General features: G+C 64.4%; 13 protein-coding genes and 1 pseudogene. 5 read left to right on the forward strand and 9 right to left on the reverse strand.

What is annotated here, in order from left to right:
* On the forward strand, positions 1-518 hold a 518-nt coding region (locus AX735_RS06655; protein WP_066277539.1), incomplete at its 5' end, for an OmpA family protein.
* 63 nt (positions 519-581) lie between these two features.
* Here AX735_RS06655 and AX735_RS06650 read toward each other — a convergent pair.
* The 3 genes from AX735_RS06650 to AX735_RS06640 are packed head-to-tail and all read right to left on the reverse strand — an operon-like array spanning position 582 to position 2,328.
* Positions 582-980: a glyoxalase/bleomycin resistance/extradiol dioxygenase family protein gene (locus AX735_RS06650; protein ID WP_066277536.1), complete on the reverse strand. Its 399-nt coding sequence runs from the start codon at positions 978-980 to the stop codon at positions 582-584.
* 4 nt (positions 981-984) lie between these two features.
* Positions 985-1,839, reverse strand: a complete 855-nt coding sequence (hemF, locus tag AX735_RS06645; protein ID WP_066277533.1) for an oxygen-dependent coproporphyrinogen oxidase — start codon at positions 1,837-1,839, stop codon at positions 985-987.
* A gap of 27 nt (positions 1,840-1,866) precedes the next feature.
* Positions 1,867-2,328 carry a tRNA (cytidine(34)-2'-O)-methyltransferase gene (locus AX735_RS06640; RefSeq protein ID WP_066277530.1) on the reverse strand — a complete coding sequence of 154 codons (462 nt, stop codon included), beginning with the start codon at positions 2,326-2,328 and terminating at the stop codon, positions 1,867-1,869.
* Positions 2,329-2,599: 271 nt separating this feature from the next.
* On the opposite strand from AX735_RS06640, the gene petA reads away from it, so the two are divergent.
* From petA to AX735_RS24915, 4 genes are all read left to right on the forward strand, one after another.
* Positions 2,600-3,154 carry a ubiquinol-cytochrome c reductase iron-sulfur subunit gene (gene petA / locus AX735_RS06635; RefSeq protein WP_420542539.1) on the forward strand — a complete coding sequence of 185 codons (555 nt, stop codon included), beginning with the start codon at positions 2,600-2,602 and terminating at the stop codon, positions 3,152-3,154.
* A 12-nt stretch (positions 3,155-3,166) separates the two neighbouring features.
* Positions 3,167-4,462, forward strand: coding sequence for a cytochrome b (locus tag AX735_RS06630; protein WP_066277526.1), 1,296 nt, complete (start codon positions 3,167-3,169; stop codon positions 4,460-4,462).
* A gap of 30 nt (positions 4,463-4,492) precedes the next feature.
* Positions 4,493-5,335, forward strand: coding sequence for a cytochrome c1 (locus tag AX735_RS06625; RefSeq protein ID WP_066277524.1), 843 nt, complete (start codon positions 4,493-4,495; stop codon positions 5,333-5,335).
* A gap of 292 nt (positions 5,336-5,627) precedes the next feature.
* Entirely contained in the window at positions 5,628-6,293 is a 666-nt protein-coding gene (locus AX735_RS24915; RefSeq protein WP_156447439.1) for a hypothetical protein, read from the forward strand.
* Positions 6,294-6,545: 252 nt separating this feature from the next.
* On the opposite strand, the gene AX735_RS06620 is transcribed toward AX735_RS24915, so the two are convergent.
* The 6 genes and pseudogenes from AX735_RS06620 to AX735_RS25670 all read right to left on the reverse strand — a co-directional run.
* On the reverse strand, positions 6,546-7,106 hold the full coding sequence (locus AX735_RS06620; RefSeq protein WP_156447438.1) for a hypothetical protein: 561 nt from the start codon (positions 7,104-7,106) through the stop codon (positions 6,546-6,548).
* A gap of 141 nt (positions 7,107-7,247) precedes the next feature.
* The gene (gene corA, locus AX735_RS06615) at positions 7,248-8,219 is read right to left on the reverse strand and encodes a magnesium/cobalt transporter CorA (RefSeq protein WP_066277514.1); all 972 of its coding nucleotides are present in this window, start codon (positions 8,217-8,219) and stop codon (positions 7,248-7,250) included.
* Positions 8,220-8,394: 175 nt separating this feature from the next.
* On the reverse strand, positions 8,395-10,530 hold the full coding sequence (locus AX735_RS06610; protein WP_066277507.1) for a PBP1A family penicillin-binding protein: 2,136 nt from the start codon (positions 10,528-10,530) through the stop codon (positions 8,395-8,397).
* Between the two features lie 84 nt (positions 10,531-10,614).
* Positions 10,615-11,244 carry an NTP transferase domain-containing protein gene (gene mobA, locus AX735_RS06605; RefSeq protein WP_202189518.1) on the reverse strand — a complete coding sequence of 210 codons (630 nt, stop codon included), beginning with the start codon at positions 11,242-11,244 and terminating at the stop codon, positions 10,615-10,617.
* A gap of 10 nt (positions 11,245-11,254) precedes the next feature.
* Complete coding sequence (locus AX735_RS06600; RefSeq protein ID WP_066277502.1) at positions 11,255-12,175, reverse strand: mitofilin family membrane protein; 921 nt, start codon at positions 12,173-12,175, stop codon at positions 11,255-11,257.
* Positions 12,172-12,548 (reverse strand): annotated as a pseudogene (locus tag AX735_RS25670) (uroporphyrinogen-III synthase); the annotation flags it as partial. The gene AX735_RS06600 and the pseudogene AX735_RS25670, both read right to left, overlap by 4 nt.

Consider the following 12,548-nt stretch of genomic DNA (forward strand, 5'->3'; position numbering starts at 1 on the left):
GTGGTCGCCGCGACCGGACCGAGAAGATCGTGGGCGCGGGCATTGGCGCGGTGGCCGGCGCAGGCATCGGCTATTATCTCGACCAGCAGGAGCGCGAACTGCGCCAGAAGACCGCTGGCACCGGCATCGACGTCGTCCGCGACGGCGACAGCCTGCTGCTCAACATGCCGAGCCAGGTGACCTTCGATGTCGACAGCTCGGCTGTGAAGCCCGAATTCCGCAACACGCTGAATGATGTCGCGTCGACCCTGGTCCAGTACGAGAGCACCTATATCGACGTATACGGCCATACCGATTCGACCGGCAGCGATGCGTACAACCAGACCCTGTCCGAACGCCGTGCGCAGTCGGTGGCGAGCTATCTGACCACGCGCGGCGTCCAGTCGGCGCGCCTGGCCACGCGCGGCTTCGGCGAATCGCAGCCCGTCGCATCGAACACCACCGAGGATGGACGCGCCCAGAACCGCCGCGTCGAGATCCGCATCGTCCCGGTGACCCAGGCCGATGTGAACGGCTGATAGCCAGCTCCATTCCCGCAAGAGGGGCGCGCGCTGCACCAGCGGCCGCACCCCTTTTTGCGTTTACCCCGCGAAGAAATTGAGCTCGAGCAATACCCCGTTCGGGTCGAGCGTGAACAGCTGCTTGAGGCCGATCGCCTCGACTTCGTTGACGCGATAGTCCGCTCCGCGCGCCTCGAGCCGGGCGACCATCGCGGGATAATCCCGGCAACGGAAGGCGACGTGGTGGATCGATCCGGTCGGGCCGGGGGTGACCGCGCGGTCATAGGTGCGCGGGCAGTCGGTGCTGTTGATATGCACCACCGCGTTGCCCGCTGCGTCATGCGCCCAGCGGGCATTGTCGGGCGTCAGCGGCGGCGGCGCGAGGCGGATCTCGAGCTGGAGCAGCTCGGCATAGAAGCGTGCGGTGCCCATGAGATCATCGGTGATGATGTTGACATGGTCGAGCCGCTCGATCGTCATCGGCTCATTCCCAGACCGCTTCGGGCGGCAGGCTCATCAGGATGGCGTCGATATTGCCGCCGGTCTTGAGGCCGAACAACGTGCCGCGATCGTGGATCAGGTTGAATTCGGCATAGCGGCCGCGCCAGACCAGCTGCTGGTGCTTTTCGGCAGGCGAAAATTCCTGGCCCATCCGCCGGCGCACCAGCGCGGGGAAAATGTCCAGAAACGCGCGGCCGACATCCTGGGTGAAGGCGAAATTCGCGTCGAACGCGGCCTCGTCCGGGCATTCGAGATGATCGTAGAAGATGCCGCCGACGCCGCGGTGCACGCCTCTGTGGGGGATATAGAAATAGTCGTCGGCCCAGGCCTTGAACTTCGCATGATAGTCCGGATTGTGCGCGTCGCACGCCGCCTGCATCCGGCTGTGAAAATCGTCCGTATCTTGCGCGTAGGGCAGCGGCGGGTTGAGATCGGCTCCACCGCCGAACCATGCCTTGGTGGTCACAAGAAAACGGGTGTTCATATGCACCGCAGGCACGTGCGGATTCGACATATGGGCGACCAGGCTTATTCCGGTCGCAAAGAAGCGCGGGTCCTCGCCCGCGCCGTGGATCGATTTGGCGAATTCCTCGCTGAACCGGCCCTCGACGGTCGACACGTTGACGCCGGCCTTTTCGAACACCTTGCCCTTGATCAGCCCGCGAACGCCGCCGCCGCCGGGCGATCCGTCCGCCTCGGTCCGCTCCCAGGGGGTATATTCGAAGCTCGCATCGCTTCCCGCCTCGCGTTCGATCGCGGTGAATTCGGCGCAGATCGCGTCGCGCAGGCTTTCAAACCACGCGCGGGCCTTGGGCTTCTGTTCGGTCCAGTCAGTCATCGCGCTCCCCTATATAGTGATGGCCGATCATGCCTCACCCAGTCTTCGTGTCTGCCGCAGCGCCTCGCCCAGCGCAATCCCGGTGGCAACCGATATGTTCAGCGATCGGACACCCGCGGTCATCGGAATGGTGGTCTGCAGGTCGCATGCGTCGCGCACATGATCCGGAACGCCTGCGCTTTCCGAGCCCATCAGCAGGATGTCATTGTCCTGGAACGCGGTGCGGTAGATGCTTGTGCTGGCCTTGCTGCTCATCAGCACGAGCCGCGCGCCGCTGTCGCGCGCGAACGCCTGAAAGCTTGGCCAGTCGGCATGACGCGTCATCTCGGCGAGCGGACCATAATCCATCGCCGCGCGCTTCAGCCGCTTGTCGTCGAACACGAAGCCGCAAGGCTCGATGATCTCCACCGGCACCGCCAGGCAAGCGGCCAGGCGGAGAATGGCTCCCACATTTCCGGCGATTTCGGGTTGGTACAGGGCAATGCGCATCGCCCCTTCATAGCGCGCGCGGCGCGGCTGTCACCTGTCCTGCTCGGTCCGGCGCGTGCACGGCACGGCATGACGGCGCAGAATCGGCGGAATGATGCTGCGGCGCGCCAATTTCCCTGTTGGCAAGATGACGATTTTGCGTCTATCAGGCCCGCAATCATGCGGACGGGCCAGGGGCGAAGCCGTGCCATGCCGCTTCCTATATCGATAAAAAACGTATCCTTTTCAATAACTTGAGGGTCAGGTTAGCGACATGGCAGAACAAGTCACGATGAATCAAGATGGCACCGCTGCCGTCGAATCCGATGGCGTGCGTCGCCGCGATTTCATCAACATCGCCGCGGTCAGCTTTGCTGGCGTCGGTGGCGCATCGGTGCTGATCCCGCTGATCACGCAGATGGCGCCCAGCAAGGACGTGCTGGCGCAGGCCTCGACCGAGGTCGATGTCTCGGCGGTGCAGCCGGGCCAGGCGATTAAGACCGTGTGGCGAAAACAGCCCATGTTCATCCGCAACCTGACGCCGGAAGAGATTTCCGCAGCCGACAAGGTTGATGTGGCGTCGCTGCGCGATCCGCAGTCGCTTGCCGATCGCACGCTGCCGGGCAAGACCAACTGGCTGGTGACGCTGGGCGTCTGCACGCATCTCGGCTGCGTGCCGCTGGGCGCGGCCGCCGGTGAGGTGAAGGGCGAATTCGGCGGCTATTTCTGCCCGTGCCATGGTTCGCATTATGATACCGCCGCGCGCATCCGCAAGGGTCCGGCGCCGAAGAACCTTGAAGTGCCGGAATATGAATTCCTGTCAGACACTGTCATCAAGATCGGTTGAGGAGCATAGATCATGAGCTTTTCCTGGGCCAAGCACTACGAACCCAAGTCCGATCTGACCAAATGGCTGGATGAGCGCCTGCCGCTCCCCCGTCTGGTCTATGGTGCGATCGGCGGCGGCTATCCTGTGCCGCGCAATCTCAATTATTTCTGGAATTTCGGCGTGCTCGCCGGCATCGCGCTGGTCATCCAGATCGTGACCGGCATCATCATGGCGATGCACTACGCGCCCAACGCGCTGGTCGCCTTCGATTCCACCGAACATATCATGCGCGACGTGAACTGGGGCTGGATGCTGCGCTATGCGCACGCCAACGGCGCCAGCTTCTTCTTCATCGTCGTCTATATCCATATCTTCCGCGGCCTCTATTTCAGCTCGTACAAGGCGCCGCGCGAAATGATCTGGCTGCTCGGCCTGGTCATCTTCCTGCTGATGATGGCGACCGCCTTCATGGGCTATGTGCTTCCCTGGGGCCAGATGAGCTTCTGGGGTGCCAAGGTGATCACCGGCCTGTTCGGCGCCATTCCGCTGGTCGGCGAACCGATCCAGACGTGGCTGCTCGGTGGCTTCGCCCCCGATAACGCCGCGCTGAACCGCTTCTTCTCGCTGCACTATCTGCTGCCGTTCGTCATCGCCGGTGTCGTCATCCTGCACATCTGGGCGCTGCACATCCCGGGTTCGTCGAACCCGACCGGCGTGGAAGTGAAGTCGGAATCGGACACCGTGCCGTTCCATCCCTATTACACCGCGAAGGACGGTTTCGGCCTGGGCGTGTTCCTGATCCTGTTCTGCTCGGTGCTGTTCTTTGCGCCGAACGCACTGGGTCACCCGGACAACTACATCCCGGCCAACCCGCTCTCGACCCCGGCGCACATCGTTCCCGAATGGTATTTCTGGCCGTTCTACGCGATCCTGCGCGCCTTCACCTTCGACTTCTTCATCGTGCCGGCCAAGCTGCTCGGCGTGCTCGCGATGTTCGCATCGATCCTGCTGCTGTTCTTCCTGCCCTGGCTCGATCGCTCGCCCGTCCGTTCGGGCAACTATCGTCCGCTGTTCCGCACCTTCTTCATCATCCTGGTGCTGGACGTGCTGCTGCTCGGCTATCTCGGCGGCGCACCGGCTGAAGAACCCTATGTGATGCTCAGCCAGCTGGCTTCGGCTTATTATTTCGCACACTTCCTGATCATCCTGCCGATCATCTCGAAGATCGAAAAGCCCAAGCCGCTGCCCTTCTCGATCACCGAAGCGGTGCTCGGCAAGGACAGCTCCGGCTCGGTTGGCGGCCCTGCGCTGCAGCCCGCCGAATAAGCCCTGACGCTAAAAGGAAAGTCATTCGACATGATTCGCATTGGTGCATTTTTGGTCGGGCTGTTCTTCAGCGGCTGGCTGCTGGTGTCCTTCGGAGTTGGCGCGGCCGCCTATATCAGCGAGCCGCCCCAGCCGACGGCAGAACATGAATTCCACCTTCACCCCAAGAAGCTGGCGCTGAGCAGCGATGGCCCGATGGGCAAGTTCGATCGCCAGCAGCTGCAGCGCGGTTTCCAGGTGTACAAGGAAGTCTGCTCGGCCTGCCACTCGATGCGTCTGGTCGCGTTCCGCAACCTGACCGAGCTGGGCTATACCGAGGACGAAGTGAAGGCGATCGCTGCCAACTGGCCCGCCCAGACTCCGTCGATCGATCCGGCCACGGGCGAGCCGACCACGCGCAAGCCGCTGCCGCAGGACTATATCCCCTCGCCGCACGCCAACGAAACCGCCGCCCGCGCCGCCAACAACAACGCCCTGCCGCCTGATCTTTCGCTGATCACCAAGGCGCGTCACGGCGGTGCGGCCTATGTCTATTCGCTGCTGACCGGCTATCAGGATCCGCCGGCGGAACTCGCCAAGAAGTTCCCCGACGCGATGCCGGGACCGGGCCTCAACTATAACCCCTATTTCGCGAACCTAAACATCGCGATGGCCAACCCGCTGGGTAGCGACGGCATCGTCACCTATTCGGACGGCACCAACGCCACCCGCGAACAGATGGCCAAGGACGTCGCCGCGTTCCTGGTGTGGACCGCAGAGCCCACGCTGGAAAAGCGCCACCAGACCGGCTGGGCCGTGCTGATCTTCCTGATCATCGCGACGGGCCTCGGCTATATGGCCTATCGCAACGTCTGGGCGGGCGTGAAGCACTGAGCTTTTGACGCCGCACAGCACTGACAAACGATCCGGCCCGGCAGCGCAAGCTTCCGGGCCGGATTGCGTTTGGGGTGCGGCGTTCAAGCTGTCCTCGAAGAAGCTGGCCGTTCCGGAAGCGACCCCGTTTCAGTTTCTACCGGCTGATCGCAAGCTTGCCCTTTCCGGACGCTCGCTCGCTAGCTAGCTTGTAACGGCGGCACCGAGTTGACGCCCAGTCCATCAACCTTGGCTCCAAGCAACATCCCACACACCGCTTGCGAGAGCAGCTCGATTCAGAGAAAGATGCATCATGGCATTCCTAGCTCTGTTCTTTGCTCTTGTTACAGTGGCCACGGTTGATACGCAAAGTGAGGGCGCGCCCACCAGTGAGGAGGTGCGGCCATCAAGTGCTTGTCGCTATGACTTGGCGATCCGCACCAGTAATGCTGCTCGCTCATGGAACGACTTTGAGTTTGATACCCAGAAGCTTGGCGGGCCAATGTGGTACAACTCTCGAGGCTGTTATGTCCAAGCCGTTGAGGCTGCCCGCGATTATCTCGCCGCAGGGCCGCTGCTGACAACCCGCCAGCACGCGATCACGACCTTCCACATGTCGCGCAATCTCGCGCGTTCCGGAGCAGATGCTGGTACGCGCGCAGCCGCAGCGCTGCTGGCCGCTGCATCCCGACGAGCGGATCAGGCTCCGGATGCCGCGCTCGATTGGAACACATACGTGACTGGGTTTACCGCCTACCTTACTGGCGATCGCGCTACTCTGGAACGCGCGCGGGATGCGTTGATAGCAGCAGGTGGCGAGGGCAACGTGACAAATGCAGCTGTCTTGGCGCGAGCAGCCCGTTGCATCGAGCGCCCGTTTCTGGATGTCGAGACAAGCGACGACTGTCGCGCACCGGAGCCCGATCGCGGGGCACCGTCAGGCTACGATGATGCAGCCGCCTCAAATCATGGTCACTAATCTGGCCTGGGACCGCGCGAGCAGCCCCCCTGTCCCCTCCGAGGGAGAGGGTTGCGAAGCCTTATGAGCGAAGCGAATTAGGCGAAGCTGGGTGAGGGGGCCATGCGTGCACACCAACGAAATAGCGGAGTTTTCGACACGCTTAAGGCTTAGCGGAGCTAGGGTCTGTTAAGGCGCGTTTCCTGAAAAAACCTGCCATTCTGCTTGCGACCCCATATCAGTCATTGGCCCCGCCACTTTGGTTGGCCTCCGTTACCGCCGGATCGTCAGCCCCACAGTCACAGCCGAGGCTGAAGTCCCGTCAATGCGGCGGCCTGCCAGCAGGTCCACGTCGATCCGTCCCCGGTCGGTCACCCAGCGCAGGCCTGCTTGACCACCGGGCGGCCCGCGATCCGTGCCGAACACCTCTCCCATCAGGTGAAGGCCGGGCACGATCTCGAACTCGGCCTGAGCGCCCAAGAAAATCGTATTGCGATCCGCCTCACCGGGCGTGTTGATCCAGCCGAGATTGCCGTGAATGACGAGGCGATCATGCACCCGGGCAGAGACCGGGACCGTGACGGCGGTGCTTTCGATCCTGTTATCGACCGGATTCCAGATTGCCGTTGCCGAGACAGCGACCCCGACAGGCGCTTCCTCGAAGGAGCGCAGGTTGAGCTTGAATGCTGGCGCGATTGACGTTGCGGCGTCTTGGCCCCAGTTCCTCTGGACCGCAGCGGCAATCTCAAGACGCGGAAGGCCCTTGAGCGTGCAGGCCGGATTGGCAATTGCCAGACCGCGCCCATCGCTGGACAGGGTCAGCCAACTTTCCACGTGGCAGACCCCGGCCGGCAGGGTCGCATCGTCATCGACGATATGCGCGCCGCCGCCCGCGTGTGCCGGACCTGCTAGCCAAAGCGTGAGGCAGGCGGCGACAAGCCGCAGTATAAGAGCAGGCCGCTGCCGCACGCGCCCTCACAGCCACCCGCGACGCTTGAAATAGAGGTAAGGCAGCAGCATCGAAACCACCATCAGCCCGAGCGCAAACGGGTAGCCATAGGGCCACTGCAATTCGGGCATGAATTCGAAATTCATTCCGTAAATCGAAGCCACCAGCGTCGGCGGCAGGAACACCACCGCCGCAACCGAGAAAATCTTGATGATGCCGTTCTGTTCGATGCTGATCATGCCCAGCGTCGCATCGAGCAGGAAATTGATCTTCTGCGACAGGAAGCCGTCATGATCGGACAAGGAACGAATATCGCGGGCGACCGTCTTCAGCCGCTCTCGCAATTCCTTGCGGCTCTTGCGCTGGAGCAGCAGGGTTGTGGCGAACGCCGCCAGACGTTCGAGCGAAACCAGACTGTCACGGATATTGGAAAGCGCGTTGGCCTGCCGTCCGAGGTCGGAAAGGACCTTGCCGAAATCAGTTTGCGAGCGGGCCTGGATGTCGGTCTTGGCAAAGACCGTCTTGGCGACCGTCTCGATGTCCCGGCCATAGCGTTCAAGTACGTCGGCGAGGCGATCCACAATGGCTTCGAGCAATTGCACGAACACGTCCTCGCCGTCGACGGCACTGGCAAGCCCGCGGTCGGCGCGCTGGCTCATGAGCGCGAAAACCCGCGGCTCATGGTGACGCAAGGTCACCAGTGATGAGGGGGTGAGCACAAAGGTAACGGGCGCCATTTCCGGCTCGTCCCCATCGCCAAACGCCGGCACGATCGCTGTCATGAAAGCAGTGGAGCCTTCGATATAAAGGCGTGAGGAGATCTCAATCTCCTCCATTTCCTCACGGTCCGGGATTTCGACGCCCAGCCAGCGGTTGATCTGTTCTTCATCCTCCGGTGTGGGACGCAACAAATCGATCCAGCGTGCCTCTGCCACCAAAGCAAGTGGTTCATTGACAGGCTGAAGCTTTCCATCATGGGTATCGTAGATGTGGAACATCGGTCAGCCTGAATTCAACAAAGGGTTTGATTTCGGGCTCTATAGGCAAGGCCAGTTATCAATCCAAGTGCCGATCCTAGCGTCAAAGAGAGAGCCGCCAATCCGCAAGCCACCCAGTTTCCGCCATTACCGTCACCAACGCCCGCACCTGAAACCGGTCGCGCGCCGTACCGCCCTACTGCCCCTCTTCCTCGCGCAATCTCGGCGCGACCCGGTCGTCCTGCGGGTTCGGCGGCGGTCTGCGCACTGGCGGGCGCGGTTCGGCCTGGCGGACCTGCGGGCGCTGGGGTTGCGTCTCGCGGCCCAGCGCGCGGTCGATGAAATTCTCGTCGAGCCGTTCGGGCTGCTGCGGATCGCCGGGGATGCCGCCGCCGGTCTGGGGCGGGCTGAGGCCTTCGCCCTGGCCCACCGGATTGCCGTTCTCGTCGATGAAGATCACGTCGTCGGGCGAGCCGAAATAGGCCTCGTCATCGGGCTCCAGCTCGGATTCGGGAAGCTTGAGCTCGGTCTCGAACGGCTCGATCTTGCGCTTGGCTACCGCGACCTTCATGAAAGCGGCAAAGGCGCGCGCGGGCGCGGTGCCGCCCTGGAGGCCGCCCACGGGCCGGGCATCGTCGCGGCCCATCCACACGCCGGTGGTGATGCCGCTCGAAAAACCGAGGAACCAGCCGTCCTTGTTGCTGTTCGTCGTGCCGGTCTTGCCCGCGACGGGCCGGCCGATCTGTGCGGCGCGGCCGGTGCCGACATTGACTGCGGTCTGCAGCAGGTCGGTCATGCCCGCCGTGACATAGGGGGGCACGAGCACCTGGCTCATGTCCGCCTCGTGCTGGTAGAGCAGCTCGCCCTTGCTCGTCGTCACCTTGGTGATGCCATAGGGCGCGATCGCGACGCCGCCCGAGCTGACCCCGGCAAAGGCGCGTACCATGTCGATCACGCGCACCTCGGACGATCCCAGCACCATCGAGGGGAGGGTGGTGATCGGCGTGGTGATGCCGAAGCGGCGCGCCATGTTGGCGATCGTGCTGGTGCCGACATCCTCGCCGATGCGCGCGGCGACGGTGTTCTTCGAATAGGCAAAGGCGGTGCGCAGCGAGATGTCGCCGGCATAGCTGCCGCCGCTGTTGCGCGGGGTCCAGCCGCCGATGGTGATCGGCGCGTCGGTGACGATGTCCTCGGGCTTGTAGCCCGCCTCGAGCGCGGCCATGTAGACGAACAGCTTCCATGCCGATCCCGGCTGACGCAAGGCGCTGACGGCGCGGTTATAGTTCGAGGTGACGTAATCGGTGCCGCCGACCATCGCACGCACCGCGCCGTCGCGGTCGAGCGCGACCAGTGCCCCCTGCGCGCCGCCGGGGACATAGGCCTGGATCGCGTTCGTCCCTGCACGCTGCATAGCGAGGTCGAGCGTCGTCCATACGACGATCGGCTCGTCATTCCCCTCGATCAGCGTATCGAGCTGTGGAAGCGCCCAGTCGGTGAAATAGCGCACCGAATTCTGGCCCTTTTCCGGCGCGAACTTCACCGCGTCCAGATCGGCCTCGGCGGCTTGCGCGGGCGTGATCGTGCCGACATCCTGCATCACCTGCAGCACCACCCCGGCGCGGCCGATCGCCGCCTCGCTGTCGGCTGTGGGGGAATAGCGCGACGGGGCCTTGACCAGCCCGGCGATGATCGCCGCCTCGGCGAGCGAGAGCGTGGTCGCATCGTGGTTGAAGAACTTGCGCGAGGCGGAATCGACGCCATAGGCGCCGCCGCCGAAATAGACCTTGTTGAGGTACAGCTCGAGAATCTGGTCCTTGCTGAACTTCTGCTCGAGCGCGAGCGCGAGGATGCCCTCCCGGATCTTGCGGGTGTACGAGCGGCTGTTGCTGAGGAAGATGTTGCGCGCCAGCTGCTGGGTGATGGTCGAGGTCGCGCGCAGCCGTCCGCCGCCGCTCGCGGTGGTGAAGATCGCGCGGCCGATGCCGATCACGTCGACGCCGGGATGATAGGCGAAGCGCCGGTCCTCGACCGAGATCATCGCATCCTTCATCACCTGCGGGATGTCCTCGATGTCGAGCCACTCGCCGAAACTGGGGCCGAGCTGCATGATCTCGGTGCCGTCGGCGGCCTTGACCAGGATCATCTGGCCGTTGGGCGAGGATTTGAGATCGTTGAAACTGGGCAGCGAGCCCATCACCGTAGCCACCGCGACGACCAGCGCGATCAGCCCGAAAAAGCTGGTCGCGGCACCGATCTTGACGATGCGCCAGAACCAGAGGCGGGCCCCGCTTCTGGGTGCGGCCGTGCCGCCCTTGTCTTTCACCGCCATGCCAGATTGGCCCCTGTGTTCCCTGCTGCGTGCCGCGTCGCGTGTCGGCGGCAAAGCGCCGCTCTATATGGTTTTCGGCTTTCGCTATGCTGAATATCGCGTTGACCCGGCCTCGCCAAGCCGTTTCCCACGCGTATCGAGCGCATGGCGGCGCGCGATTTCAAGCTCTTGCGGTGTATTGACGTTCATCAGGGCACCGGCGTCAGGAAAGCACACCGCGCGCGTGCCGATGGCCTCGCCCAGCCGCTGCAGCGACCAGCGTTCCTGGCATCGATCGGGCGGCAGCGCCTGGAGCACCGCGCGCGCGCTCCACAGCGCGAACACCGGTTGCAGCGCGCCATCTGCCTCGGCCATGGCGAGCGGGGCCTCGACCATCAGCCGCGCGGCCAGATCGTCGGGGACGAACGGCGCATCGACCGGACAGGTGACGAACGCGTCGCCGCCCCGGGCGCGCAGTGCGCTCGCGATCGATCGGATCGCGCCGACCGGGCCTGCGGGTGCACGGGCCTCGTCGCGGATGACGTCAAGGCCCGTGGCATAATCGTGCGCGGCCGACAGCCAGAGCGTGCCTGCCTGGCGTGCGAGCCGGGCCAGCACCCGGTCGATCATGCGCTGCCCGTCGATCTCGGCGAGCGCCTTGTCCTGTCCCTGCATCCGCCGCGACTGCCCGCCTGCGAGCAGCACGATCACGGGGTCTTGCAATGGTTCAGGCATCGGACAGGCCTCAGCCTGCGGGCGGAGCCAGCGGCGATGGCTGCTCGATCGGCTGGCCGGTCGCATCGCGCAGGCCGCGCGGCTCGAGGATCGCGGCGCTCTCGATGATGTCGAGCGCGCGCCGTGCCTCGGCATAGCTGCGCGCCTTGGCGATCCAGTCCGCAGCCTTGGCGCGACCGGGAAGCTTCTCGATCTCGCCGAGCGCGGCCTCGACCCGGCCCGCCTCGAGATAGCGCCGCGCGCGCTGCACGCGCTGGGTCGGGGTCTGCGATTCCTTGCCCGCCTGTTCGATCACGAACAGTTCGCTCGCCTCGCGATGCAGAGCCGCCCAGAAGCTCTCATTGGCAGCGCGGCCCGATCCCAGCGAGGGGCCGATCTCGTCGAGCTGCGCGCGCAGCTGGTCCATCGTCACCGGATTTTTCGAGGCGCGGATGATGGTGGCCACGGCATTGGGCTGCGCCGTGCCGAAGCGCAGCTGCAACTGGCCTTCCAGATAGCCCAGCGCGGATGCCCGGTCGAGCGCGCGGCGCGCGGCAAAGGCGATCAGCAACCCCTCGGCGCGCCCGGCATTGCCCGACGCCGCCTGGGCCTGAACGTTGATCAGCGACAGCCGGTTCTCCAGCTCCGCCACGCGCTGGTCGAGCGCGCCGGGCGGCACCGGGCCGCTGAGCATCCCTGTCGCCATCGACGGCGGGACCGCTGCAGGGGTCGGGCTGGCTGGATCGGCGGTGATCACGTTGCGGTCGATCGCAGCCTGGGGCGGGGCCGGCGTTTCGAACCAGCCCGACCGGGTGATGATCCAGCCGGAGAGCACCGCTCCACCGACAAAGGCAAGCAGCAGCAGGATCAGCAGCGAGCGCCCGCTCGCCCCCTGCCCCTGGCTGGGGCTTGCCTGGCTCGGGCTTCCCTGGCGGGGTGTATCCACGTTCATTCGGTCTCCGGCTTTTTCGCCTGTTGGCGTCCCGCCTCATGCTGGCACAGCGTGGCGACGACGTCCAGCAAGGCGCGGTCGTCGGCGGCGGCAGCGATGCGCACGCTGGCCCAGCCGTCGCCCGCTGCATCGACCAGCGCCGGAGCGAACAGTGCAAGGCTGATATGGCCACGATCGATGCCTGCGCTGTCGACCAGCGTGCCGAAATGCTGTGCCGCGCGCGCCGAATGGAGCAGCACGATCGCAGGTCCCGTCAGCGCCTCGCGAAGGGCATCGGGCATCGGCAGCGCGCGCGAGCGATAGACGATGCGCGTATCGATCGCCAGGCGCGACGCAGGGAGATCGACCCGGTCCTCGCCCGCCAGCCGCAGCA

Origin of the sequence: Blastomonas sp. CCH1-A6 (assembly GCF_001556365.1) — a bacterium.
Lineage (GTDB): Bacteria > Pseudomonadota > Alphaproteobacteria > Sphingomonadales > Sphingomonadaceae > Blastomonas > Blastomonas ursincola.

What these genes read in the sequence shown, in the direction of transcription:
- corA (WP_066277514.1), bottom strand. Translation starts at nt 8,219, where the DNA reads ATGTTCCACATCTACGATACCCATGATGGAAAGCTTCAGCCTGTCAAT.
- mobA (WP_202189518.1), bottom strand. Translation starts at nt 11,244, where the DNA reads ATGCCTGAACCATTGCAAGACCCCGTGATCGTGCTGCTCGCAGGCGGG.
- petA (WP_420542539.1), top strand. Translation starts at nt 2,600, where the DNA reads ATGAATCAAGATGGCACCGCTGCCGTCGAATCCGATGGCGTGCGTCGC.
- AX735_RS06650 (WP_066277536.1), bottom strand. Translation starts at nt 980, where the DNA reads ATGACGATCGAGCGGCTCGACCATGTCAACATCATCACCGATGATCTC.
- AX735_RS24915 (WP_156447439.1), top strand. Translation starts at nt 5,628, where the DNA reads ATGGCATTCCTAGCTCTGTTCTTTGCTCTTGTTACAGTGGCCACGGTT.
- AX735_RS06625 (WP_066277524.1), top strand. Translation starts at nt 4,493, where the DNA reads ATGATTCGCATTGGTGCATTTTTGGTCGGGCTGTTCTTCAGCGGCTGG.
- AX735_RS06630 (WP_066277526.1), top strand. Translation starts at nt 3,167, where the DNA reads ATGAGCTTTTCCTGGGCCAAGCACTACGAACCCAAGTCCGATCTGACC.
- AX735_RS06610 (WP_066277507.1), bottom strand. Translation starts at nt 10,530, where the DNA reads ATGGCGGTGAAAGACAAGGGCGGCACGGCCGCACCCAGAAGCGGGGCC.
- AX735_RS06640 (WP_066277530.1), bottom strand. Translation starts at nt 2,328, where the DNA reads ATGCGCATTGCCCTGTACCAACCCGAAATCGCCGGAAATGTGGGAGCC.
- AX735_RS06600 (WP_066277502.1), bottom strand. Translation starts at nt 12,175, where the DNA reads ATGAACGTGGATACACCCCGCCAGGGAAGCCCGAGCCAGGCAAGCCCC.
- hemF (WP_066277533.1), bottom strand. Translation starts at nt 1,839, where the DNA reads ATGACTGACTGGACCGAACAGAAGCCCAAGGCCCGCGCGTGGTTTGAA.